Genomic DNA, 22248 nt, shown 5'->3' with positions numbered 1-22248 from the left:
GTTGTCGTTGGCTCGGGTGCCTAGCGCAAATCGGGAGTCTGGTCAAACAGCTCGCCATGCGCCCGGATGGCATAGGTATCCGTCATTCCGGCAAGATAGTCACCGACGTGGCGGGCGCGGGCGGCTTCGCTCAGGCCGGAAATCTGCTCGACCCAGAAATGACTGTGCATCAGCGTCGGATCATCCATGTAGGCATGGAACAGATCGGACACGATCTGGGCTGCGCCGGCGCGGATCCGCATGATCTCCGGATGCCGGTAGATGCGGGAGAACAACAACTTCTTGATCTGCCGGTCCGTTTCGGCCATTTCCGCCGAGAACGTCGCCACGACATGGTCTGCCGCGCGGATGTCTGCAGCACTTTGCGGCGTCAGCTTCTTGAGGTTCGCCTGCGCGACGGCAATGACGTCCTCCACCATGTGGGTGATCTGCCGGCGCGTGACCTCGTAGGCAAAGCGCGACCGCTCCAGGTTGGGATATTTTGCCCGCACCTCCGCCATCAGGCCAGAGAGGAACGGCACCTCCTCGAGCATATCGAAGGTCAGCAGACCGGATCTGAGCCCGTCGTCGATGTCATGGGTATTGTAGGCGATGTCATCGGAGATCGCTGCCAGTTGCGCCTCAAGGCTCGCAAAGCTCGCAAGCTCAAGATCGTGCAACTGCGTGTAGTCCAGGATCGGCTGCGGCACCGGCCCGCGCAACCCCTCGCCCGTTGGGCTGATCAGCGGACCGTTGTGCTTCACCAGCCCCTCGAGGCTTTCCCAGGTGAGATTGAGACCGTCGAACTCGGCGTAACGGCGCTCTAGCTTGGTGACGATCCGCAGCGACTGGGCGTTATGATCGAAGCCGCCGTAGGGCTTCAGCATCTCGTCCAGCGCATCCTCGCCCGTGTGGCCGAATGGCGTGTGGCCGAAATCGTGCACCAGCGCCACGCCCTCGGCGAGGTCTTCGTCCACCTTCAGGGCACGTGCGAGAGCGCGAGCAATCTGGGCGACCTCGATGGTGTGCGTCAGGCGCGTGCGGTAGTGGTCACCATCCGGGCTGATGAAGACCTGTGTCTTGTGCTTCAGCCGCCGAAAGGCGGTAGTGTGCACGATGCGGTCGCGGTCACGCTGGAACTCCGAGCGCGTCAGGCTGCCCGGCTCGGGAAACATCCGTCCGCGCGATGCCCAGGGGTTTGAAGAATAGATCGCGCGCTCGCCGCTTCCGAACCCAAGCGTGCCGGTATCGATTGTCATGCCTTCACCTGCCTTCTCGGCCTCGTCCAAGCCTCCATCGGACCATTGACGCGCCTCTTGCCTCTTCATACCTATAGTACAGCCGTGCACAATGCCGGTGAATTGATGTAAAGCCAGTCGCGCAAGGCTGGCTCAGGATGTAGGTGTCAGCTCCGGGCCTTGAACCCGGCAGGAGACGAAAATGAATGCGAATGTGACGCTCTCGGATGCCGCCGCGAAGCGAATTTCGGAAATCGTGCAAGCCGAAGCAGGAAAACAGGCGCTTCGGGTATCGGTCGAGGGCGGCGGCTGTTCCGGCTTTTCCTACAAATTCGATCTGGCTGACGCGCCGCAGGATGACGATGTCGTGGTGGCGAATGGCGACGCAAAGGTGCTGATCGACAGCCTGTCGCTGGTCTACATGGCAGGTTCCGAAATCGACTTCGTCGACAACCTGCTTGGCCAGTCGTTCCAGATCAAGAATCCGAACGCGGTAGCAAGCTGCGGCTGTGGCACCAGCTTCTCGATCTAGCATCGGCGTATCTAGCCCCTTCCCATCGCCTTCGCTTTGGCTAAAAGAGAAGGCCTCCGACCAGAGGAACGAGGCTGATGAAGATTGCCACCTGGAATATCAACGGCGTCAAGGCGCGCATCGACAGCTTGCGCCAGTGGCTTACTGATTCCTCGCCGGACATCGTCTGCCTGCAGGAAATCAAATCGGTCGACGAGAACTTTCCGCGTCTGGAGATCGAGGCGCTCGGCTACCATGTGGAAACGCATGGCCAGAAGGGCTTCAACGGTGTCGCCCTGCTTTCCAAGACGAAGCCGGATGAAGTGATGCGAGGCCTTCCGGGTGGCGATGGCGTAGATGGACCTGTCGACGAGCAGTCCCGGTACATTGAAGGCGTGTTCTCGGTGCCGTCTGGCGCCATTCGAGTCGCCTCGATCTACCTGCCCAACGGCAACCCGGCTGATGACCCGGTGAAATATCCTTACAAGCTCGCCTGGATGGAGCGGCTGCGCAAACACGCCCAGGCTTGCCTTGAACTCGAGGAACCGCTGATCCTCGCCGGCGACTACAACGTGATTCCCGAACCGCATGACTGCTTTGACCCGGCCGTCTGGGCAATGGACGCGCTTTTCCTGCCGCAGACGCGGGCCGCCTTCCGCCGCCTGGAGAATCTTGGCTTGACGGACGCCGTTCGCGCCACGAACGACGCGACCAAACTCTATTCATTCTGGGATTATCAGGCCGGTGCCTGGCAGAAGAACAACGGCATCCGCATCGACCACCTGATGCTCTCACCCGAGGCCGCGGATCGGCTTAAATCAACATCGATCGAAAAACACACCCGTGCCTGGGAAAAACCCTCCGACCACGTGCCCGTGATCGGCGTCTTCGACTTCGCCTAGCCTCACCTCAGGCCAGGGTTGGGCCCTCAATCGGCGCCCTGAGCAAACTGCTGCGACAGGGCAACAGCACCGCGACGGTCTTCTTCACCGGCAACAGAGAATGCCTGCTCCTGCAACTGCTGCATCCAAGAACAGTCCTTCGCCGCACAGCGATCAAGCGCCGCCGTCATGAAGGCAAGCCCACGAACAGTCTGGCCTTCCTGGAAAAGGACGTTGCCGAAGATTGCCATCGCGCCGGCATGGCCGTTGCGCCGCGCCTGGTTCAGCCATTTCTTAGCCTGCTGGATGCTGGCGCCACCGCCCTCGCCCGACAGCATCATCTTCGCGAGCTGGAACTGGGCTTCCGCGACGCCGAATGTCGAGGCGACCTGAAAATACAGCTGCCGTGCCTGAGACAGGTCGGGCTTGACCGGCGTGCCGGGAATGCCGCGGCGGTAATAACCGGCAAGCGACAGAAGCGCGTTGATGAAGAAACCGGTGTCTTCAGAGCCCGGCTCGATGCCCTGCGCTGCAATTTCATTATAGATCTTGAAGGCTTCGAAGTCGTCCTTCGTGACCCCGTCGCCATAGGCGTACATGTTGGCGAGCGCCCAGCGAGAGCCGGTGTGGCCCTTTTCCGCTGCATAGCGATAGGCCTCGATCGCATCTTCCTTCTGGCCGTTCTTGTAGGCCTTGAAGCCGAACTTGAAGAGATCGAACGGCCCTGATTCCTTCGTGACGCCGGATTGGATGTCAAACGCAGAGGCCGACCCAGCCACCAGCGAGGCAATCGTCGCTCCAAGAAGCAATACTCTCATGGATCCGATACCAGACTTCGCCATCGTCATTTTCTTTCACGCTGCTTCAGCGCCACCCCATCGGTAGCTGGAACCCGAGCACCGCAAGCCACCACACGCTTCCTCATCCTTCCCACACGGAAGGTCCGCGCCGGTGATGTTGAAAGAAAACTGTAGATGCCGTTTCCGGCAATACTAGGACCTATTGCCGCCGCTTCCGTGGCAGATGAGCGAAGACATTCGTTCGCTCCGATCGCCCCGGCAAGAACTGGCCGTATTACAGAAAACCCGCCCATGTTACTCCAATTGCGCGTCCCGCCCCCGCAAGTTCGCGCTCTTTATCCTTTCATCGCTGCTCCCCGTTTGTGGCGGGAAATGGACAAAAGTCCCAGCTCCGGACCCGGCTCCCATAGTCCAGGAAAAGTGTTGCCAAAACGTCACGAGACGGAGAGGCAGTCCTTCGCAAGCATGCGCCACAAACGCAAACGCCCGGCGCGAGGCCGGGCGTTCTTGTGTGTCTTGTTGATCAGAAGCGAACCTTGACCGAGGTCGAGATCGCCGTCACCAGATCGTCGCCGAAGTCGTACCTGGCGCGCGTGCCATAGGCCTCGCCGCCGAGCGTCACCGGGCCGGACTCGCCGCCGGTCACGACGCCGATCACGCCCGCGAGGCGGAACTCGACGTTTTCATTCGGGGTGTAGGCAGCGCCAAGGCCGAGCGTCCAGGTATCGGTGTTGGTGCCGTAACCCTGCGAGGTACCACGGTCCCAGGTGATGCTGGCCGCACCGCTCCACTGTTCATTGAACTTGTGGCCGATGCCGCCGCTGATGGTCCAGCCGTCACGGTAGCCGAGGTCGAGGGCAGTTACACCGCCCGGCAGTGCACAACCCGCGAATGCTGCCGGATCTTTGCAGAAGAAGCGAACCTTCTGAAGCTGGCTCCAGTCGGTCCACTTCACCGAACCGAAGGCCAGCCAATCAGGCGCGATACCGGACTGAACCTTGAGTTCCACGACATCCGGCATGCTCTGCGAGCCGTAAACATCGAACGGCGCCGTACCGTTGACCTGCGACAGGTCCAAGGTGCCGGTAATGTCGTTCAGCTTAACTTCGCTGTTGTAAACAAGGCTTGCGCGGAAGGCGTATTCCGGGATCTCGTAGGCAAGACCTGCACGCCAGCCCCAACCGTCGCCTTCAAGGTCAAGGCGGCCTACGCCACTCTGCAAGCCGCCAAACGCCGGGGGAACGCCGGTGAAATCCTGAACCAGGCGTTCCTGGAAACCGAAGACTTCCTGATAGAAACCACCACCAATGATGCGGAGCTGTCCCGGACCGGCATCAAAACGGTACGAGCAGGTCAGCGCGTAGTTGCGGCTCTCGACCTTGGTTTCGATGTCTTCGTTGGCGCCAGCCCAGTCACGACCTGGTTTCTTGTGAGCGCCCCACGGTTCGGAGTAATCGAACATGCAGTCCGCGTTGTCGATGCCGGCCTTGATGCCGATGCGCGGCACCCAATAACCTTCACTGCCGTCTGCCGACGTGGACAAACCATTCAAGTTACCGCCGCCATTGCCGGCTGCAGTGCCGTTGAATGGAAAAGCGCCCGAAGTAGTATCCACGTCCTGTACGTTCTTCAGCTTGCGCTCAGGTATGACGTAGGTCGCGGCCGCTTCGGCGGCCACTTTGCCCGGATCAAACAGGAGGTCGATGTTGTAGCCGCCCCTCTCGAGGCCCCCTGCGAAGGCAGGTGATTGGAGCGCCACGAGGCCAGCGGCCGCCACAAATCCGCCTGCTAAAGTCTTTCTTACCATAATTGCTCCCACTCCCGGTAAGGTGATGGAGGCAGTCTAAGAGCTGGATTCCAAATAACAACTTTCACTGACGCGCGTGCGGGCGCCGGAGCATGGCGCAAAATTTACGTAAAAAATCCAAGTGTCAGGCGTTGCTTCCGTCGTTGCGGAATAAAATGCTACCACATCAGCTCCACTCGCTAAAATGTGAAAAAATATCACCTACTTCAAAAGGTGTGTGGCAACTCAGCAACAGACGCAGTTTCTGGATCCTCGCATCTGCAAAACGCGTAACCAGAGCCTACAACGAGCCATAAAGAAAATGCCGCACCGGGTTACCGGCGCGGCATTGTGATTGGTCAACCGAATCGAAGCTGTCAGCCGGCTTCGGAAACGCGAAGCATTGCAGTCCTCAGGTTGGCGATCTGGATCTCCAGTTCCGCGAAGCGCTCACGCTCGGCGGCAACCACTTCCGGATCAGCATTCGCCACGAACTTGTCGTTGGCGAGCTTCTTGCCGATGCGGTCCATCTCCGCCTGCGTCTTGCCGATGTTCTTTTCGATACGTGCCTTTTCGGCAGCGAGATCAATCAGCGTGCCGAGCGGGAGGCATGCTGTTGCTTCACCGACGACAACCTGCGCCGCACCCTTCGGTGCAACATCGGCAAGCTCAATGCTGGCAACGCGAGCCAGGCGCCCAATCGCGCTCTCGTGCTGCTTCAGGCGGCCTTGCGTCAATTCATTGGCGCCAACGACAACAAGCGGCGCCGTGGCGGACGGCGGAACGTTCATTTCGGCGCGCGCCGAGCGAAGACCCGAAACGAGGTCGACGAGCCAGTTGATCTCTTCGGCGGCCGCATCGTCAGCAAAGCTGGCCAGCGGCCAGTCTGCGTGGCAGAGCAAACCATCGCGCTGTGCCGTATGCGCCCAAAGCTCTTCCGTCATGAACGGCATGAACGGATGCAGCAGCTTGTAGGTCTGTTCAAGCACGTAAGCCATGCAGGCCTGAGCCTCGGCCTTGGCCGCTTCGTCGTCGCCCATGAAGATCGGCTTCAGCAGTTCCAGGTACCAGTCGCACACCTGGTTCCAGACGAAGCGATAAAGCGCGTTGGCCGCCTCGTTGAAGCGGTGCGTCTCGATCGCCTGCGTCACATCGCCAACCGTCTTCGACAGCTCCGTCAGGATCCAGCGGTTGACGGTAAGCTTGGCGTTTTCCGGCACGAACGCAGGATTACGCGACACGCCGTTCATTTCCGCAAACCGGGTCGCGTTCCAAAGCTTGGTGCCGAAGTTACGGTAGCCAGCGATGCGGGCCGGGTCGAGCTTCACGTCCCTTCCCTGTGCGGCCATGATCGCCAGCGTGAAGCGCAAGGCGTCGGCACCATATTCCTCGATCAGGTCGAGCGGGTCGATGACGTTGCCCTTCGACTTCGACATCTTCTGGCCGTTCTTGTCGCGAACCAGCGCGTGGACATAAACCGTGCTGAACGGCTCGACAGGATTGCCTTCCTCATCCTTCATGAAGTGCAGGCCCATCATCATCATGCGGGCGACCCAGAAGAAGATGATGTCGAAGCCGGTGACGAGGACGTTCGTCGGGTAATAGCGCGCCAGTTCCGGCGTCTTGTCCGGCCAGCCAAGGGTGGAGAACGGCCACAGCGCCGAGGAAAACCACGTGTCGAGTACGTCCTCGTCACGCGTCAGGATCTCGCCCGGTTGGAAGTTTTCAAGCTTCTCCTGGACCCAGGCCTTCCATGGCCCTTCATGCGCCAGGTAGTGCTGGATGGCGGCGTCGAGCGCTTCTTCTTCCGTCTTCTCGACGAAGCACTGGCCATCCGGACCATACCAGGCCGGGATCTGGTGGCCCCACCAGAGCTGGCGCGAGATGCACCACGGCTCGATGTTCTCCATCCATTCGAAATAGGTCTTTTCCCAGTTCTTCGGAACGAAGTTGGTGCGACCTTCGCGAACGGAAGCAATCGCCGGTTCCGCCAGCGTCTTGGCATCGGCAAACCACTGGTCGGTCAGCATCGGTTCGATGACGACGCCGGAGCGATCGCCAAACGGCTGCATGATCTTCTTGTTCTCGACGTAAGGAATGTCGTTGCCTTCCGCATCCTTGACGGTCACGGCAAGACCTTCGGCATTGATGGCTTCGATGATCTTCTTGCGCGCTACCATGCGGTCGAGACCGCGATACTCGTCCGGAACGAGGTTCAGGTCGTCGACCTCGGCTTCGCTCGGCAGTTCGCCGGACCTGGTAATCTCCAGCGCTCGGGCGGCGCAAACGGCATAGGGCTCGCCGTCATCGCGCATCGAAGCCGTCGTATCCATCAGGCGATACAGCGGGATCTTGTTGCGGCGAGCAACCTGATAGTCGTTGAAGTCATGCGCGCCGGTGATCTTGACCGCGCCGGAGCCGAAGGTCGGATCCGGATACTCGTCGGCAATGATCGGGATCAGGCGGCGATGTTCTTTCGGGCCAACCGGTATTTCGCAGAGCTTGCCGACGATCGGCGCATAACGCTCGTCAGACGGATGAACGGCAACGGCGCCATCACCCAGCATGGTTTCCGGACGCGTCGTGGCGATCGAGATATAGTTGCGCTCCTCCTGCAGGATGACGTTTCCGTCAGCATCCTTCTCGACATATGTATAGGTTTCGCCGCCGGCCAGGGGGTACTTGAAGTGCCACATATGGCCGTCGACTTCCTTGGACTCGACTTCCAGGTCCGAAATCGCCGTCTCGAACTTCGGGTCCCAGTTGACGAGCCGCTTGCCGCGGTAGATGAGCCCTTCCTTGTAAAGCGTTACGAAGACTTCCAGTACAGCCTTCGACAGGCCCTCGTCCATGGTGAATCGTTCGCGCGACCAGTCGCAGGATGCGCCAAGCCGCTTCAGCTGGTTGAAGATCAAGCCGCCGGATTCCGCCTTCCATTCCCAGACGCGATCAACAAATGCCTCGCGGCCCATCTCGCGGCGGCCCGGAAGCTGGCGTTCCATCAACTGCCGCTCAACCACCATCTGCGTCGCGATACCGGCATGGTCCATGCCCGGCTGCCACAACACGTCCTTACCGCGCATGCGCTCGAACCGGACCATGATGTCCTGCAGCGTGTTGTTGAGCGCGTGGCCCATGTGCAGCGAGCCGGTAACGTTCGGCGGCGGGATTACGATCGTGAAGGTTTCCGCACCCGGCTTTGCATTCGCGCCGGCGCGAAACGCATCTGCCTCGTCCCACGCCTGAGCGACTTTGGGTTCAACGGCGGTGGAATCGTAGGTCTTCTCAAGCATTTTCTGGCCTGTTTCTTGTCTGAACAGAGATGGAGCGGTGTTAAAGATGTGGGGCCGCGGGAGTCAATAAAAAAGCCGCCCCGTTCCCGGAGCGGCCTTTTATCCGAACCCGACGGTAAACTAGCGGCGCGGACCGCGGGCCACGCGCTCGATCTCTTCGCGCACGAGGCGTTCGACCAGCGTCGGCAGGTTGTCGTCGAGCCATTCCTGCAGCATCGGGCGCAGCATGTCCTGCGCCATGTCTTCAAGCGAGCGGCGCTCCATCCCATTGAAAACCGCGGCCAGCTCACTGAAGGAGCGAGCCACATGGGCGCCGGCTTCCTGCGACAGGAGGCTTGCGGTTTCTTCGATCTTGGCCGGGAGACTGCGTGCGGCATCCTGCGAAGGGCGCACTTCCTGCTCATGACGCGGTGGCATCGGCTGGCGCGGCTCGACCGCGGGGGATTGAGCGGCCGAAACCTGTTCGGCGCGTGACGGATATTGCGGGGCCGGTGCACTTACTTGTTCCGCGCGCGGTGCGGGAGCAGGCTCGGGCATGCGGAATTCCGGCATGCGCGGGGCAACGACCGGTTCTTCAGGCGACGCAACGGGGGCAGCGGCGACCGGAGCTGCTGCTGCGCGCGCGCTGCTGGCTTCCTGCTGACGGGCGGAGGCGGCGCGCACACGGGCCGCGACATCGGCCAGCGACAGCGAGCGTTCTGCACCCGCCGGTGCCTGGGTGTTGTGGGAGGAAAAGTCCATCGGCTCGTCGCGCGTCGGCAGGCCGCGGTCGTTGGCGACGATATCCGGGGTGAAACCCTGTTCTTCCTGTTCGATCTCGTCTTCGAAATCGACCGGCATCAGGTGCGGCTTGGGCGCGTCCGCAGTCGGCTCGTTGCTTTCAATGATCCGTCGAATGGAAGCCAGAATTTCTTCCATGGAAGGTTCACGCGCTACATTTGGCTGAGCCATTTCAATCCCCGCTGTTACCGCACTTGATTCGGCTCCAACCGCAGAAGCGACGAATCGCAGTGACTTTAAGATCTTGAGCGGGTTCGAAACAATCACTAGTGCCCCCGCCGCGGGAGGCATGCACAGTTTTGTTGGCGAGGTGAATCTTGGATGTCACACCCGCCTGCGTGGTGAAGCGCCAAAAACAAAGGGGCCGTTTCTGGCCCCTTGTGTCATTCAAGAGCGTTGAAGCTTAGAATACAAACTCGCGTTCGATGCGGAAGCCTGGAAGCGGCTTGACCGAGCTGTTGAAAGCCGAGCCTTCCGAGATCACGCCGTTTTCGCGCACCAGCACCTTGGCCTGGCCGGTGCTGCCGTAACCGATGACACCGACGAGGCGGCCGCCATCACGAAGCTGGTCGAGAAGTGCTGCCGGCACGTGTTCGACGGCACCGTTGAGGAAGATTAGGTCGTAAGGCGCTTCAGCCGCATAACCCTGCTCCAGCGGGCCATTGACCACGGCCACGTTGTCGTATCCGAGCGAAGACAGCGTGGCCGAGCTCTGGGCGGCGAGCGCTTCGTCTTCTTCCAGCGACACGACGGAACCTGCCAGCCGGGACAGAAGCGCCGACGTGTAGCCCGTCGCGCTCCCCACTTCGAGCACCACGTCGTCCTTGGTGATCGCAGCAAGCTGCAGGAGCTTTGCCAGCGGCGACGCCTTGATCATGTAACGACCGGGGGAAACTTCGATATCGCCATCGATATAAGCGAGGGACTTCATCTTCTCCGGCACGAAGGCCTCGCGCGGCACGTTGTAGAATGCCCGCAGAACAGAATGCGACGTGACGTCGGTGGTGCGGATCTGCGTGTCCACCATCTTCAAGCGCGCGGCTTCGAAATCAATCATCTCGGTCGGTCCCAAATCAGCCGGCCATGTGCCGGTCCTTTTGGCCCGTCTTAATCGCGGCTTCCGATGCTTTCAAGGTCTGGCGGACACTCGAGAAGAAATGGAATGGTTCTTGTAGCCTAAAGACGCGACGTGTGCCGCCTTATGCATAGGCTGGAGGTGCGGTTTCCAGCTTGGCTGCCGTGCTGTAGTCGCGGCCATAGGAACAGCGCAGGCTCTGCTCCTTTTCCGCCGCGTGCTGTTCGGCCATCGTCAGCGGAAACACGCCGTCGGCAAAGGTGCCGGTGTCTTCAAGGTTGTTGTTGGAAAAACGCCACGTGCCGATAAACCTGGACAACATTCTCCACCTCCTCCGTTCGTCCCCATTCAAGTCCCCGGGACGCCTTTCGGTTCCGAGGCTAAGGCGAGAATTGTTAAGAAGAGGCGACCTTGCACCGCACACAAGATGAAGCTGTTAAATGGTTGTTTGAGATGTCGGAGGTGGGTGCGGGAAACTGTTTACCGTTATGCAGCAAGCTGTTTCCCGGACGGCCTCACCTGAAGCAGGACGTAAACCTTCGGGCTACCAGACCTACCGTTTACTCGATGGACAAGCGCCCTCACCGACCGTTCATTCATCCAGTGTCCCACGGCAGGTGCCTGCAGCCTGTTGACGTACCCCATCCGCTGGCCGCTACAGAGAACTTCGATCGCCGACGGATCGTACGGGTTTGTAGGTTCTTTCTTCAACACTACCTCGTCGCCCGGGCAAGCCGGACACGAACCACCGAAGTCCTGATACCGAGTACCGGCAAGGTCCAGCATCAGGTCGCCAAACATCATGTCGTTACGGAGTTCGCCTACTAATGAGAAACCGTCGCTCGGTAACTTAGCCTCCGTGTAAGCGAGGAGCGCTGCATCACTGATTGAGGCAGAATCTCGAAAACCAAATCTCCTGAGATAGCTCACGAAATCTGGTCGGTTTCGCGGCGGCAAACGCCTCATGAAGGCTTCACGAACGCCTTTGTCGAAGTACTGCTGGTTAATGCGTCGCGCGAATGCCGGATAACCTTCGAAGCCAAGCGCCAACAAGTCGCTACTGCTGGCGTCTGGGTTTGCGTCGGAGAATTCATCGCCGGACAGATACCTGAGGGTCCATGAGTCGGACCGAACGTCGACCTTCGCTACAACCCATCGTCGACGATTCTTCATATGATCCGGCGCCTGCCACGCTAGGAGCAGAACATCCGGTTCAACGATGTGGTCAACGTAGGCTTCCATGGCTCACAACAGTCTAGAGAGAATATCCTTCCGCGATCGTATCAGCGTACGCAGATACTCTGCGCGTCGTTCTGTGAACGCGACAGGAACCTCATAGGTGGTGCACTGCTGCAGGATTTCATCTGCATCACTGATATTCAGGTCGGCGACTCTACGGAGCATTGTCTCACTTGAAGGGTAGCTTTCCAAGAGCTTTTCACACAACTCGAAATGCCCTAAACGCCTCGGATTTTGGATATCCCAGCCACATTGATGCAAACCACGCTGATTGAAGAGAGTTATCGCATCAGGCGATTTGCAGTCTTTTAGTTTTTTTTCGGGAAACTGAAAGCCAAGGCTAGTGCCGTTGTCGAAAAGTGGAGCGATTTCGTAATGAGTTTCTCCCGTCGCCGTCCGACGGACAAGGAACCCCCAGTTCTCCGTATGGCGATCAGTGTTGCCAATCAGTGCGTCGAATGCATAGGCTGCCGCCCACCAGTCCATACCAAAGCCTTGCCCAAGCATCACCCTCGTCACCTTCGCATTGCTTAACACGGTGTGGGGCTGACCAACCACGCCGCTCTGAAAAATGCTCATGATTGCATCAACCGCATGAACGAGACGTGCTGGACTTTCTTCACCTGGGTATCCGAAGAAAAACTCGACGAGAACACCGGTGGCACCAGTGCAGGAGTCATGGGCAATGAAACAGGGAGGTACAGGCAGATCTAGGGATTTAGCTAACCTGTAAGCGATCACCTCTGACCAGATTTGTTGTTCACGCCAACCCGAGGCGGACTTAAAGAGGTAAGAATGGCCGGGGATAATGTATGGTAAGGTTATGTTGTGTGGAGCAATGAGCATCTTCTTGGGTTTTGATCCCACGGGATGGATGCCGAACTCTTCATCCACTTGCCAAAAGGCGACATCGACCGGTTCATCTATCGGCTGATCGGGAACATCTCTTGGAAATCGCATCTTAAGTGTACAGAAGCGGTGCAGTTTTGCTTGAAGTGAGAAAGTGACAGAGTAGTCCGCATCTTGCAATCCATGAGTGCTAGCGGCAAAAAGGCATCTAGAGATAATAGCCTGGATGCCAACGCGCTTGTGGTGCGAACGCACACGATCACGACGCAATTCTAAACGATAGTTTTTGTAGTAGGATGGAGGCCTCGCCGAGAATCGAACTCGGGTGCAAGGATTTGCAGTCCTCTGCGTCACCACTCCGCCACGAGGCCATCCGGATGCTGAAATCAGCGAGTGGTGACGGGCGTTTAGAACGAATCGAGAGTGGGTGCAATAGGCCCTGTCCGCAGATCGTGCATTTTTCACAGGGCCGTGTGGGACACGCCCCGCAGTGCGTGCAAAAACTGGTCCATGCCGGCCCCCACGCCCTCAGCCCCGGGCAAGGCGCCGGGTCAATTCAGGCCGGCCAGTAGATGTCGGATCGGAAATCGGCCGGAATATCAACGAGGCCCGAAAGCACTTCTGCCACGTAACGAATCTGCATGGCGGGATACTCTATCTCGCGCGGGATGGGCATGTTCGTCAGCGCCCGGCGGTTGCGCCACTTCGGGTAACCCAGCGCATTCAGCCGCCGTTCGGCTTCGCGTTCCACGTCCCGCTGCGTCGGCGTGGCGCAGTCTTCTTCCGGGTAAGGTTTGCCAAGCCCGCCTTCGATTACTCTGAAGCCCATATCCGCCCCCGCGGCCAGTCCCGATCCATTCTTTGTCTTGAGGCGCGTCCGGTTCGGAGCCTCCGGACCAGAATGGGTAGCGCATGCTGTAGAATGTGCTAACATACCGATACAGCTTCTTGGGGAGGATTTTCGGGCGGCGGACATGCGGTGGAGGAGACCGTCATGGAATATTTCGCATTCGTAACTGCACTCAATCCCATCGTGCTCGGCGTGCTGGCAATCGTGCTCGCCTGCGGCGCCTATGACCACTGGGCGAGCTCGAGGTAAGCTTGCGCTTCAGGCCTTGCGCTTGTGTGAGCGGCGTGCCCTCCGCTGCCCCGTTTCTTTGCGTCGGATTCGAATGCTGCTATGCAGGGCGCAATCGTGGCTGCATGGAGCAAGACATTGGACGCAAGCATTGAATTCCAGGATACCTCGACCTCGCTCAGCGGCACACTGCGCAACCTGATCGGCGGCATCCAGGGCCAGTCGGTTACGCTGCGGCAACTGATGGACGCGGTGGGCGAGCAGGGTCTCCTGCTGATTTGCGCCGTCGCCTCCCTTCCCTTCCTCATCCCCGTGTCGATCCCCGGCGTCAGCACCGTCTTCGGTGCGGCGATCATCCTCGTCAGCCTGGCGATCACGGCCAACCGCCTGCCCTGGCTGCCGCGGCAGATCCTCGACCGGCGACTGGAATCGGCGAAACTCGTGCCGGCGCTTGAAAAGGGCGTCAACATCGTGTCACGGCTCGACCGTTACCTGAAGCCGCGGCTGACGGGGCTGACGTCGGGACGGTTCATCAACCGCATCAACGGGCTGGCGATCACCCTTGCCGGCGTGCTCCTGATGTTTCCGCTCGGCCTCATCCCCTTTTCCAATACGCTTCCGGGAATCGCCATCCTGTTGTTGTCGACCGGAATGATCCAGCGCGATGGCGTCGTGGTGCTCGCCGGCTACCTCTTCAACGTCATCACCATCGTGTATTTCGGCGTGCTTGCCTATTTCGCCTTCAGCGCCGGCCAGGGCATCGCATCGCTGTTTGGCTGAGAAAAGCTTATTTGGGCGCCGATCGGTCGGCGCCGTTCTTTCTCGCCTGACGCCTCGCCCACCAGAGCGCGATGCGGCGGCGCTTGCGCCGGACGGCGGGAAGATCGTGCGACAGCACAAGCAGCCCCAAGGGCACCATCCAGAACCCGAGAATCGGAAGAAAGCCAAGCGTGCCGCCGCACACCAGCAGCACGCCTGTGGTGATGCGTCCGGCCCGCGACTGCGGCATCGGGACCCGGACGGGGCCGATCAGGAGCTTTCCCGTCAGCGGATCAATGCCGAATTTCTTCTCACCCTTCTGCACCACCGACACCGAGGCTCCTTTGCATGACTGTTTCAACAGGCGAAAAATGGGGCCCAGCGGTGGATAAAACAACCAAGTGCATTTTTTTCAAAAAAAGCGCTTGGCAAAACCGAAAAGCATCAGTATTACCCGCCGCACACGCCGCCACCGAGCGGTTGTTCCCTGGTAGCTCAGCGGTAGAGCATTCGACTGTTAATCGACAGGTCGCCGGTTCGAATCCGGCCCGGGGAGCCATTTCTTCTTCGAAGTGGTTGTTTTGCAAGGGTTTAACCGCACCCTCGCCGATCTTCCCTACTTTCCCTCCCCGCTTTTGGATCTGGTTCGACTCCTGTGGATAAATCCGCGGCGCTTGCTAACTCGACTCGTGACGGGTCTATTGGTTGTGTGAGAGGTAGGTCGAGTTTGCCGTGGCAGTAGATCAGAAGCGGATAAAAAATCTTCTTCGACTCGTTCGAGAGCGGCTCGAGCGTATGCAGCGCTACTCTCAGGAGTTGGCTGCTGACGCACTCGACGCCAACGATCTGCGGGAAGAGATCGCCCGGCTCCTCTCCCTAATCTCGGAACTAGAAAGCAGATCCGACCTTCTCTCGCTAGATGATGTCGATGCTTTGCGAGACGGGATCGAGACGCTAAAGGCGTTCTCCCGCGGCCGTAGCTTCGAAAAACGTGTGACTCATCTCGGGTTCCGTCGCGTCGCACGAGCTGCCCTCATCGAGGACTGCGACTTTCTACGCAACCTGACAACAGGGATGATCATTGGGCTGAACGTTCTGCGCCCAGACGAACTTGCCTCGCTGATTCCAGAGCAGAAGGTCGCCGCCTACAAGTTCGCCTACGAACACAACAAGATCGTTGTCGTCGATCAGCCGAGCGAGGCATCCGGTCTAGATGCCGCGACTGCTGAGGCCGCAAGGGAGGTGCTGGTCGAGCAGGGTGAACGGATCCTCCTCGATCTCCAGGGGTCGAACTGCTCTCCTCGTTTGGTTCAGGCTTACCAGGCGCTCCAGGACAAGCTGGCCCAAAACAAGAACCTAGTGCAGGTCGGTATCTTAAACTCTGCCTGTAGCCGATTGACGCTGGCCAGCGAAGAGGAGTTGTCGACAAGCCTGTTCGAGATGCTCAAGGCGCACATCGATAGTGTCTATAACTATCTGGCTCAGGATCCGCAGTGGCGCGCTTTCGTCGAGCACTCGATGTCGACCTACATGGAGCGGCAAGATGTGGACGAACTCATAGCAACTGCGCGGGCAATCGCGGATCAGCTTGCACGCTCAGAGACCGCTGCCGTGGAGGCTGTGCCCGTGGCTCTGAATACAGTGGCCGACCTGGCGGAGGGAGTTGAGAAGCCAGATGGACGGCTCACACTGGCGCTTGCACGCACCATTGAGAACCTGATCTCTTTGGTAGCTCGTGGAGCCTCAACCCTGAAGAGCGACGTTGCCTCCGAAGCGCGGAAATGGGCTGCTAGGGTGGTGCTTGGCGCCGTCGCCGCCGCAGCGATAGCCACCATTGCCAAGGTGCCCGGCGCCGAGTGGATCCCGGACACGGTCGCCTATGTGCTCAGATCCGTGCTTCCTAAGTGAAGGGAAGCCCTGACCTATCCGAGATCTTCTGGATTCTGAACGCGGACCAGCACCTGCTTCACCCTCCGCCCGCCGACAGTCATCTCCTCACAGGATACAGCGAGCTCTACTCCGACCTCCTGCGCCTTCGCCAGGGCGTCCGTAAGCTGTTTGGCTAGACGTATGGCTTCGAGGGAAGCTTCAACCTTAGGATTTGTCGTCACGCCGGCTCCTTAAGCCTAACGCCCGGCCCGCCACCATTCGCCTCGATAAAGACAACCCCGGCAGCTTCGAGGGCTGCTCGAATGTCATCGATCGTCCGATCCTTCAGGGCTTCTCCTCGCTCGAAGCGAGTAATGGTGTTGGTAGATACGCGCGCCATGGCGGCGAGTTCACGCACCCCAAGCTCAAGCGCAGCACGTGCCATCCGGCATTGTGAAGGCAGCATTTCGCTACTCCGTTTCGATTCCGCATTGACGTAGCGAAAAAATGCGCTAGTCTCCACAGTGTAGCGAAAACGCTACGGAGAGGCAACGAGGAGCGCCCACCATGCAGCATGCCCAAATCAAAGATTTTGAAAGAGTCCTGTTGCCGCGCGGCCTGGTCGCAAGACCGACCGTGAAAAGATTCAAGTTCCGGAAAGGCGCACTTGTGCGTTTCCATGACAACGTCTGCGTCGTGCATCTGCGCTTCAGAGATGGCGGCAGCGGCCAGTCATTCACAGTTGAGATAATAAGCGGGACGGACGGCGGACGTCCTATCCGGCATGTGCGCGGGGAGTTTTTGACCCGATACAATCCAGTTTCCCAACCCGTCGCATCGACGGCGGGTAGTGCCGCCACGTAGACCGGTGGTACGGCCGGTGCGGGCTTGCTTGATAACAGGCCCAGCCGGTTCCTTTCAGAACGGCGGCGCCACCACGCAAGGGCCACCAACCCAACGCCCCGTTCCCGCAGCCGGCCATAGCTGGCGCGATGCCCGCCTCCGGCGGCTCCGGAGGCGGGCTTTTATTTACCACGCTTGATTCCGCCGCCATAGTTTGCGACCATCAATCGCTGCCTTACCAACAGCACCACACCACACTTAAGGAGACCCGCCAACAAAGCTTTCGGCGTTCGCGCCGGCGGCAGTCCGTTCTCTATGTGTGTGGTTAGGTAACGATGCCTCTAGTTCTGTATCGCCGTTCAGGCTCCCCCAACTGGTATATTCGCGGGACGGTGCGCGGCCTCAAAATATTTGAGAGCACGAAGATCGCGGACCGCGACATCGCGGAGACGATCCGTATTCTTCGTGAGCGAGAGCTTCTTGAGGAAAGCATCTTCGGCAAGAAGGTTCAGGTCACTTTCAAGCAGGCCGCAGAGGCCTATCTGAAGGGAGGCGGCTCGCCACGGTTCTTGGCGAAATTGACCGACGCCCTCGGCGACAAGTTGCTCAGAAAGATCAACCAGAACGATTTGGATCTGATGGCAAGGCGGCTCTACTCCAGCGCTGCACCTGAGACGCTTAGTCGCCAGTTCTACACGCCCTTCATTGCGGTCTGGAACTACGCCGTAGGTAACGAGTGGGCAGAGCTCCGACGTTGGCGGCGCCCCAGGAAGGCAAAGGGAACCGTCCAGCGCCGCCCGCAGGAACGCAGCGGCAGCAAGCCGGTTGATTATGATCTGGCAGCCACCTTCGTCAGCAACATGTCGCCCGCCCCCGCCATGGCTATGACCGCACTGTTCTACACCGGTATGCGACCTATCGAGTTATTCACGCTGGAGGCGGCAGACGTGAATGTCGACAAGCGCTGGATCACCTTGCTGCATACAAAGACCGGCGAGCCTCGAGGCGTGCCAATGCACGAATTTCTCGTACCTCTCTTCGAGGCTTTGATGAAGAGAAAGGACAAATACCCGCAGCTCTTCCGCAGCTACCGCGGCCGCTCGTATAAAATTCATGAGACGTTTGGAGGCCAGCTACACGGTTCGCTCCGTGGGACAAGGCGACGGATGGCTGAGAAAGGCAATCCCATCGTCGATATCTCGCCTTATACCGCGCGCCACACCGTCTCGACGCAGCTTGTCATCAATGGCGTGCATCCGCACGTCAAAGACCAGATCCTCGGACATGCCGTCGACAGCATGTCGCGCCACTACACTAACGTGCCGCAGGCCCCTCTGATCGAGGCCATCAACACGCTGCCAGTGCCGCAACGTTGGGTCAATATGGAGTGGTGGAGCGATCCAATTGCCGCAACAAGAACTCACGTGAAGTGGGGCCGAGGTTGAACGACCCACTCTCCAAACTCCCCCTCTTCGCGACCGACGATGAAATCGCGATTGCGATCGTTGGACGAAAGCGCGCCTCCGAGTGGAAGCGCGGAGCGCTGAAGATCCTTGAGGCTCGCGGCTTCCCGGCGGTCGACCTCTTACATGGCGGACGCCCCGTCCCCCTGATCCGGAAGTGGTACGAGATCCACATGGGCATCGACAAAAGCTACGTAATGTCGACGCTGGAGGATGGGAAGGAGAACCTAGATGCATTGCGCGGCAAACGTCAATTGCGGAATGATCGCAGGCCACAGCTCGGCCTCGACGGCCGCAGCCAGAAGGTTTTGCTTTACATGGCGGCGCACCCTGATGCGCAGACGCACCCCGCTATACCCAACGCCGGCCCCTCGGTGATGGTCTGGCTTGCGGGTAAAGGTGTAATCACTGCCGAAGGCAAAGACTGGGATGGAGACACCGTATGGCAGGTAACGGAGGCCGGGCACGACGAGGCGAAGCGGATCGACTGGTACTATAATGGGAGGACGCGACCATGACGGAGCGACCTCGCCTGCTCGGCCGCAAGGAGGCGGCTGCTTATCTCGGTCCCTTTTGCAGGTGAGCGCCGATATGCGACCGATCATCGACGACGCTGTTTATCTGCTCACACTACAGGACGATGGCAGATACCACCTCGAAGGCTCTCACCTCCTCGCCGACCTCAGTGGGATTGTTCCTGCGCCTGGCGATCGAGTCACACTAGCTATCGACGAAGACGTCACCTCCATCTTCGAAGTTATCAGTCGGCACTTCGTTCGGCATTTGAGGCTGGCGTCCGGCGATGAGTTTTCCGCTTGGGTGCTTGTTGCCCAGGAGGTCGATCAGTTGGAGGCTGATGAGTTGCTGAAGGCTTTCGGAACGCTGTGGAAATCGGCACCCAGACGGCCATCAAATTTACCACATATGAAAACTGCCACTCGACTTAAACGCGAGTAGCTGTTTAGTTCTCCCGTATATCCAGGGGGAATCATGAATATTCAATTAGCTACTATCGCTGCGCTTGCCGCGGCTCTCTCGTCGTGCGGTTCGATCTCGCGCGGCACGAGCGAAAACGTCGTTATTTCGGCAATGCCGACGGACCCGAAGGTCAGCACGTCGCTCGGACACTCCTGCCCCCAGTCGCCGTGCACGATCAAAGTCGAGCGCAAGGCAGAGTTCACCGTTTTCGCTGAGAAGGAAGGCTATAAGCCCGGCCGGCTCGATGTCAAAACCAAGATCAGCGACGGGGGAGCCGCAGGTTTTGCAGGCAACGTTCTGGTCGGTGGAGTGATCGGTATGGGCGTCGATGCGGCCACTGGGGCCGCGCTTGACCACTACCCTAACCCAGCTTACGTCGTTCTCGAGCCATTGGATCCAAAGAACCCCAAAACGCCAACGATGGCGCCGCCGGTGGTGGAGCCGAAGAAGAAAACGACGACAGGTACGCCATCGGCTTAACTGGCCGCTTGATTCATCTGAGGTTCATCCCGGCAGCCGATACTGCCGGGATGATAGCAACCACCTATGATCCGAAACCACTCGCCCCGGCAGATCTCGCCGTGATCCAACGCGTTCTTGAGGCTGCTTGCCACCGGCGCGGTTTGTCTAAGGAAGGCAACGACGCCGCGCATATTGCCGCCGAGCTTGTTGAGCTTTACGCGCACGGCGTGCGAGGTGAGCAGGAACTGAGCGCGCTTATTAGCTAGTGTTCGGGACCGGAGGCGGGGAATCAGCAGGGCGTCAACGTTCCGCGTCGCAGGCGCGATACCGCCGGCCGCCATGTATGTCGGTTTCGTTCATGGAAGCTCACGAGGTCAGAGACGGCAGAGTGTCACCGTTGCATAGACACCGGCTGGGTATGTCAGATGCATTCGAACAAGCCGTGGAGCGGGCCAAAGGCAGCGGCTGCGGTGACTCCGGCATGCCCTGCCCTCAGTGCTGCATAGATGCAGACTCGAATGCAGATCCCAAGCGGCCGCCCGATGTTTCAAAGGTGTCCAGCAAGGTTATCCGAGCGAGCGAGAACCGGGTTCGCGCCGTGAAATAGATTCAGTGGGGACGGTTCTAACCCAAATGAGTGATTGCGGATGTTATGTTTTCGGACATACTAATAATATCCACAGCCTTGGAGGGCTCAGACGGGGAAACGGCTGGGCTCTTTTTTTGTTAAGTGGAGGCGGTGGAAGGCTCTCGGCCGCGGCCTGTTGCGCTGCCTGTCGATCATAACGCCAGACACAGCTCTTGATCAATTTCGGACGTCATCTAGGTTTGATGCTTTACACCAATACCTAGGACCATCCTTTTCATATGAGATTTTTCATTCATGCTCACGGAGCTATTGAATCCGTGTTCGACGCCAATGGCCTCGAGTTCTCTTCCGAGGAACAAGCTGTCAACGAAATCGTCGCTACTCTTCGCGAGTATGTTGAGGAGCTGCAGCGGAAGGGCGAGCCCGTTCCTTTTCAACGCGTCGACATCGTCGATGAGGATGGTGAGCTTGTCCATTCCTTCTCGTCGGCAGAGTGTTTCGCATCCGATCATTGGCTGCCGGTATCAAAGGAGCCGAAACATTAGGCGGACCAGGCTCTGGCTTTATTGTGCCTTACCGGAACCTCGGCGCCCGTGGCGGGGAATTGGACCTCAACTCATGGAGTGCAGCGCGCTTACCAAGAAGCGCTAGCAACTTCTTCTGCTCGGCCAGCGTCACTCCTGACCTTCTGCAATACTCAACGACGCAATGGTCCTGAGCCGGTATAAGTCGTACAATCCTCGGCCTTCGATGGTCCGACATTCTCGTCTCCTCCTTGGCCCCACGGGTAAGATGATGCTCACGAGAATGACGTTCAACTAGGCCTTTTGAGCTATGCCATGCAGCTGCCCGGGACGTGAAGGGACTTTGGTCCCATTGCTCCGGAAGCGTCGCACGCTAGCTTCGTGGCCACAGCCATCGTGGCTCCGGCCGCGACGCTGGGTTCAACTTTGAGCGTCCCTTCAAAGAGAACATTGGCCCGCTCCGGCGGGTCTTTTTTTTGCTGGTTTGCCACCGTCTGCAATAGTCTCAGAGGATTCGGAGGTGCGCCACGGTTTGGAGAAGAGGACTCAGCTGTTTCCCGTCTCAATCGTCTCTTGTGCCGTGGGCGATGGCGCACGACAAGCCAAGACATTACCTCTTTAGGTTGCGTTGCCGCGTTACTTTAGAAGCGTACCATTCTGACTTAGCCGAGCACCGAGGAGCCTCGACTTGTCAGGAGCGCGTGTTCAGTGGCATGGCACGCGCTCCTAGCACTCTCCTTGGAAGGAGAAGCATATGCGGGAGATCACCGGCGGACAGCACTGGAAGTATCCGGTCACCATCAGGATCGGTTATGGGCTACCTGAGGCAATTCGAGGCCCGATAGAGGCCATTGAGTGCCTGGAACAGCGATGGCCTCGCAACGCAGGTCTCTATTTCGAACTGGCACTCCGACGATGCGACACAGCTGCGAGACGGGCCTCATCTATTGAGGAAGCTCGAGAGATGTTCATGTCAGCCGCGATAGAGGCTTACGTCTTGGTCTGACCCGCTTGCCCATCCTGCAATTTTGCCCAGCAGATGATGTTAGTGAGGTGGGCGCGTAGCCCAAAGGTTCTAACCTAGATGGGTGATTACAACCGATCCATTCTGGCACATCCTGAAGGCGTATCAGACAGCCTTGGGAGCCAGAGCGGGATGTGTTTCGGCGTGGAATATTGACCCCTCTGGCGGGGTGATCGGCGTCCAATTTTGACCCCCCACCTGTTTCGTCTGACCATCCGCCTTTTGCTG

The 22248-nt window shown here is 59.0% G+C and carries 24 protein-coding genes and 2 tRNA genes; 12 read left to right on the top strand and 14 right to left on the bottom strand.

Annotated elements, in window-relative coordinates:
* Positions 1-20: 20 nt before the first annotated feature.
* Positions 21-1238: a deoxyguanosinetriphosphate triphosphohydrolase gene (locus tag CYG48_RS05990; protein ID WP_118851514.1), complete on the bottom strand. Its 1218-nt coding sequence runs from the start codon at positions 1236-1238 to the stop codon at positions 21-23.
* A gap of 181 nt (positions 1239-1419) precedes the next feature.
* Here CYG48_RS05990 and erpA point away from each other — a divergent pair, with 181 nt between their 5' ends.
* Both erpA and xth read left to right on the top strand, forming a co-directional pair.
* Positions 1420-1749 (top strand): iron-sulfur cluster insertion protein ErpA, encoded by a 330-nt coding sequence (gene erpA, locus CYG48_RS05985; protein WP_118849535.1) that lies wholly within the window; start codon positions 1420-1422, stop codon positions 1747-1749.
* 77 nt (positions 1750-1826) lie between these two features.
* Positions 1827-2630 (top strand): exodeoxyribonuclease III, encoded by an 804-nt coding sequence (gene xth / locus CYG48_RS05980; RefSeq protein ID WP_118849534.1) that lies wholly within the window; start codon positions 1827-1829, stop codon positions 2628-2630.
* 26 nt (positions 2631-2656) lie between these two features.
* Here xth and exoR read toward each other — a convergent pair whose 3' ends face one another.
* The 10 genes from exoR to CYG48_RS05930 all read right to left on the bottom strand — a co-directional run bounded on the left by exoR (position 2657) and on the right by CYG48_RS05930 (position 13260).
* Positions 2657-3427 (bottom strand): exopolysaccharide production regulator ExoR, encoded by a 771-nt coding sequence (gene exoR / locus CYG48_RS05975; RefSeq protein WP_445304322.1) that lies wholly within the window; start codon positions 3425-3427, stop codon positions 2657-2659.
* Between the two features lie 505 nt (positions 3428-3932).
* Complete coding sequence (locus tag CYG48_RS05970; RefSeq protein WP_118849533.1) at positions 3933-5216, bottom strand: OmpP1/FadL family transporter; 1284 nt, start codon at positions 5214-5216, stop codon at positions 3933-3935.
* A 356-nt stretch (positions 5217-5572) separates the two neighbouring features.
* Complete coding sequence (locus CYG48_RS05965) at positions 5573-8488, bottom strand: valine--tRNA ligase (protein ID WP_118849532.1); 2916 nt, start codon at positions 8486-8488, stop codon at positions 5573-5575.
* A 120-nt stretch (positions 8489-8608) separates the two neighbouring features.
* Positions 8609-9439, bottom strand: coding sequence for a PopZ family protein (locus CYG48_RS05960; RefSeq protein ID WP_118849531.1), 831 nt, complete (start codon positions 9437-9439; stop codon positions 8609-8611).
* A 232-nt stretch (positions 9440-9671) separates the two neighbouring features.
* Complete coding sequence (locus CYG48_RS05955; RefSeq protein WP_118851512.1) at positions 9672-10325, bottom strand: protein-L-isoaspartate O-methyltransferase family protein; 654 nt, start codon at positions 10323-10325, stop codon at positions 9672-9674.
* Positions 10326-10467: 142 nt separating this feature from the next.
* Positions 10468-10665, bottom strand: a complete 198-nt coding sequence (locus CYG48_RS05950) for a hypothetical protein (protein WP_118849530.1) — start codon at positions 10663-10665, stop codon at positions 10468-10470.
* A 164-nt stretch (positions 10666-10829) separates the two neighbouring features.
* A complete protein-coding gene (locus CYG48_RS05945) occupies positions 10830-11585 on the bottom strand; it encodes an HIRAN domain-containing protein (RefSeq protein WP_118849529.1) in 756 nt (251 codons plus the stop codon).
* 3 nt (positions 11586-11588) lie between these two features.
* Entirely contained in the window at positions 11589-12611 is a 1023-nt protein-coding gene (locus CYG48_RS05940) for a HipA domain-containing protein (RefSeq protein ID WP_150132703.1), read from the bottom strand.
* 117 nt (positions 12612-12728) lie between these two features.
* A tRNA-Cys gene (locus tag CYG48_RS05935) sits at positions 12729-12802 on the bottom strand.
* Positions 12803-12987: 185 nt separating this feature from the next.
* A complete protein-coding gene (locus CYG48_RS05930; RefSeq protein ID WP_118849527.1) occupies positions 12988-13260 on the bottom strand; it encodes a hypothetical protein in 273 nt (90 codons plus the stop codon).
* A 387-nt stretch (positions 13261-13647) separates the two neighbouring features.
* On the opposite strand from CYG48_RS05930, the gene CYG48_RS05925 reads away from it, so the two are divergent.
* Complete coding sequence (locus tag CYG48_RS05925) at positions 13648-14289, top strand: exopolysaccharide biosynthesis protein (protein ID WP_245450430.1); 642 nt, start codon at positions 13648-13650, stop codon at positions 14287-14289.
* 7 nt (positions 14290-14296) lie between these two features.
* Here the strand turns inward: CYG48_RS05925 and CYG48_RS05920 are convergent, their stop codons facing one another.
* The gene (locus tag CYG48_RS05920; protein WP_390920228.1) at positions 14297-14602 is read right to left on the bottom strand and encodes a hypothetical protein; all 306 of its coding nucleotides are present in this window, start codon (positions 14600-14602) and stop codon (positions 14297-14299) included.
* A gap of 150 nt (positions 14603-14752) precedes the next feature.
* Here CYG48_RS05920 and CYG48_RS05915 point away from each other — a divergent pair.
* Both CYG48_RS05915 and CYG48_RS05910 read left to right on the top strand, forming a co-directional pair.
* Positions 14753-14827, top strand: a tRNA-Asn gene (locus tag CYG48_RS05915).
* 173 nt (positions 14828-15000) lie between these two features.
* The gene (locus CYG48_RS05910) at positions 15001-16176 is read left to right on the top strand and encodes a hypothetical protein (RefSeq protein ID WP_150132702.1); all 1176 of its coding nucleotides are present in this window, start codon (positions 15001-15003) and stop codon (positions 16174-16176) included.
* Between the two features lie 199 nt (positions 16177-16375).
* Here the strand turns inward: CYG48_RS05910 and CYG48_RS05900 are convergent, their stop codons facing one another.
* Positions 16376-16603 (bottom strand): helix-turn-helix domain-containing protein, encoded by a 228-nt coding sequence (locus CYG48_RS05900; RefSeq protein ID WP_118849523.1) that lies wholly within the window; start codon positions 16601-16603, stop codon positions 16376-16378.
* 101 nt (positions 16604-16704) lie between these two features.
* Between CYG48_RS05900 and CYG48_RS05895 the strand changes: the two genes are divergently transcribed.
* The 5 genes from CYG48_RS05895 (at position 16705) to CYG48_RS05875 (ending at position 19901) form a co-directional block, all read left to right on the top strand.
* Positions 16705-17001 carry a hypothetical protein gene (locus tag CYG48_RS05895; protein WP_118849522.1) on the top strand — a complete coding sequence of 99 codons (297 nt, stop codon included), beginning with the start codon at positions 16705-16707 and terminating at the stop codon, positions 16999-17001.
* 314 nt (positions 17002-17315) lie between these two features.
* Entirely contained in the window at positions 17316-18425 is a 1110-nt protein-coding gene (locus tag CYG48_RS05890) for a tyrosine-type recombinase/integrase (protein ID WP_118849521.1), read from the top strand.
* Positions 18422-18961 carry a hypothetical protein gene (locus tag CYG48_RS22435; RefSeq protein ID WP_199925232.1) on the top strand — a complete coding sequence of 180 codons (540 nt, stop codon included), beginning with the start codon at positions 18422-18424 and terminating at the stop codon, positions 18959-18961. The genes CYG48_RS05890 and CYG48_RS22435 overlap by 4 nt, the downstream gene beginning before the upstream one ends.
* 73 nt (positions 18962-19034) lie before the next feature.
* A complete protein-coding gene (locus CYG48_RS05880; protein WP_150132701.1) occupies positions 19035-19400 on the top strand; it encodes a hypothetical protein in 366 nt (121 codons plus the stop codon).
* A gap of 33 nt (positions 19401-19433) precedes the next feature.
* Positions 19434-19901 carry a translation initiation factor 2 gene (locus CYG48_RS05875; RefSeq protein WP_118849519.1) on the top strand — a complete coding sequence of 156 codons (468 nt, stop codon included), beginning with the start codon at positions 19434-19436 and terminating at the stop codon, positions 19899-19901.
* Here CYG48_RS05875 and CYG48_RS05870 read toward each other — a convergent pair.
* A complete protein-coding gene (locus tag CYG48_RS05870) occupies positions 19898-20224 on the bottom strand; it encodes a hypothetical protein (protein WP_118849518.1) in 327 nt (108 codons plus the stop codon). The genes CYG48_RS05875 and CYG48_RS05870 overlap by 4 nt on opposite strands.
* A 526-nt stretch (positions 20225-20750) precedes the next feature.
* Between CYG48_RS05870 and CYG48_RS22880 the strand changes: the two genes are divergently transcribed.
* Both CYG48_RS22880 and CYG48_RS05855 read left to right on the top strand, forming a co-directional pair.
* Positions 20751-21017 (top strand): DUF6894 family protein, encoded by a 267-nt coding sequence (locus tag CYG48_RS22880; RefSeq protein ID WP_445304321.1) that lies wholly within the window; start codon positions 20751-20753, stop codon positions 21015-21017.
* Positions 21018-21750: 733 nt separating this feature from the next.
* A complete protein-coding gene (locus tag CYG48_RS05855; protein WP_118849515.1) occupies positions 21751-22002 on the top strand; it encodes a DUF982 domain-containing protein in 252 nt (83 codons plus the stop codon).
* The last annotated feature ends 246 nt before the right edge of the window (positions 22003-22248 follow it).

The sequence above is a fragment of the Neorhizobium sp. SOG26 genome, from assembly GCF_003491345.1.
GTDB lineage: Bacteria > Pseudomonadota > Alphaproteobacteria > Rhizobiales > Rhizobiaceae > Neorhizobium > Neorhizobium turbinariae.
This window is presented reverse-complemented; position numbering and strand designations above follow the sequence as displayed.

Excerpts from the sequence above, each read along its gene's own strand:
- CYG48_RS05950 (WP_118849530.1), bottom strand. The coding sequence starts at position 10,665 with ATGTTGTCCAGGTTTATCGGCACGTGGCGTTTTTCCAACAACAACCTT.
- exoR (WP_445304322.1), bottom strand. The coding sequence starts at position 3,427 with ATGAGAGTATTGCTTCTTGGAGCGACGATTGCCTCGCTGGTGGCTGGG.
- CYG48_RS05890 (WP_118849521.1), top strand. The coding sequence starts at position 17,316 with ATGCCTCTAGTTCTGTATCGCCGTTCAGGCTCCCCCAACTGGTATATT.
- xth (WP_118849534.1), top strand. The coding sequence starts at position 1,827 with ATGAAGATTGCCACCTGGAATATCAACGGCGTCAAGGCGCGCATCGAC.
- CYG48_RS05945 (WP_118849529.1), bottom strand. The coding sequence starts at position 11,585 with ATGGAAGCCTACGTTGACCACATCGTTGAACCGGATGTTCTGCTCCTA.
- CYG48_RS22880 (WP_445304321.1), top strand. The coding sequence starts at position 20,751 with ATGAGATTTTTCATTCATGCTCACGGAGCTATTGAATCCGTGTTCGAC.
- CYG48_RS05990 (WP_118851514.1), bottom strand. The coding sequence starts at position 1,238 with ATGACAATCGATACCGGCACGCTTGGGTTCGGAAGCGGCGAGCGCGCG.
- CYG48_RS05955 (WP_118851512.1), bottom strand. The coding sequence starts at position 10,325 with ATGATTGATTTCGAAGCCGCGCGCTTGAAGATGGTGGACACGCAGATC.
- CYG48_RS05880 (WP_150132701.1), top strand. The coding sequence starts at position 19,035 with ATGCGACCGATCATCGACGACGCTGTTTATCTGCTCACACTACAGGAC.
- CYG48_RS05930 (WP_118849527.1), bottom strand. The coding sequence starts at position 13,260 with ATGGGCTTCAGAGTAATCGAAGGCGGGCTTGGCAAACCTTACCCGGAA.
- CYG48_RS05965 (WP_118849532.1), bottom strand. The coding sequence starts at position 8,488 with ATGCTTGAGAAGACCTACGATTCCACCGCCGTTGAACCCAAAGTCGCT.
- CYG48_RS05970 (WP_118849533.1), bottom strand. The coding sequence starts at position 5,216 with ATGGTAAGAAAGACTTTAGCAGGCGGATTTGTGGCGGCCGCTGGCCTC.
- CYG48_RS05900 (WP_118849523.1), bottom strand. The coding sequence starts at position 16,603 with ATGCTGCCTTCACAATGCCGGATGGCACGTGCTGCGCTTGAGCTTGGG.
- CYG48_RS05960 (WP_118849531.1), bottom strand. The coding sequence starts at position 9,439 with ATGGCTCAGCCAAATGTAGCGCGTGAACCTTCCATGGAAGAAATTCTG.
- CYG48_RS05870 (WP_118849518.1), bottom strand. The coding sequence starts at position 20,224 with ATGGCGGCCGGCGGTATCGCGCCTGCGACGCGGAACGTTGACGCCCTG.
- CYG48_RS05895 (WP_118849522.1), top strand. The coding sequence starts at position 16,705 with ATGCAGCATGCCCAAATCAAAGATTTTGAAAGAGTCCTGTTGCCGCGC.
- erpA (WP_118849535.1), top strand. The coding sequence starts at position 1,420 with ATGAATGCGAATGTGACGCTCTCGGATGCCGCCGCGAAGCGAATTTCG.
- CYG48_RS05875 (WP_118849519.1), top strand. The coding sequence starts at position 19,434 with ATGAATATTCAATTAGCTACTATCGCTGCGCTTGCCGCGGCTCTCTCG.
- CYG48_RS05855 (WP_118849515.1), top strand. The coding sequence starts at position 21,751 with ATGCGGGAGATCACCGGCGGACAGCACTGGAAGTATCCGGTCACCATC.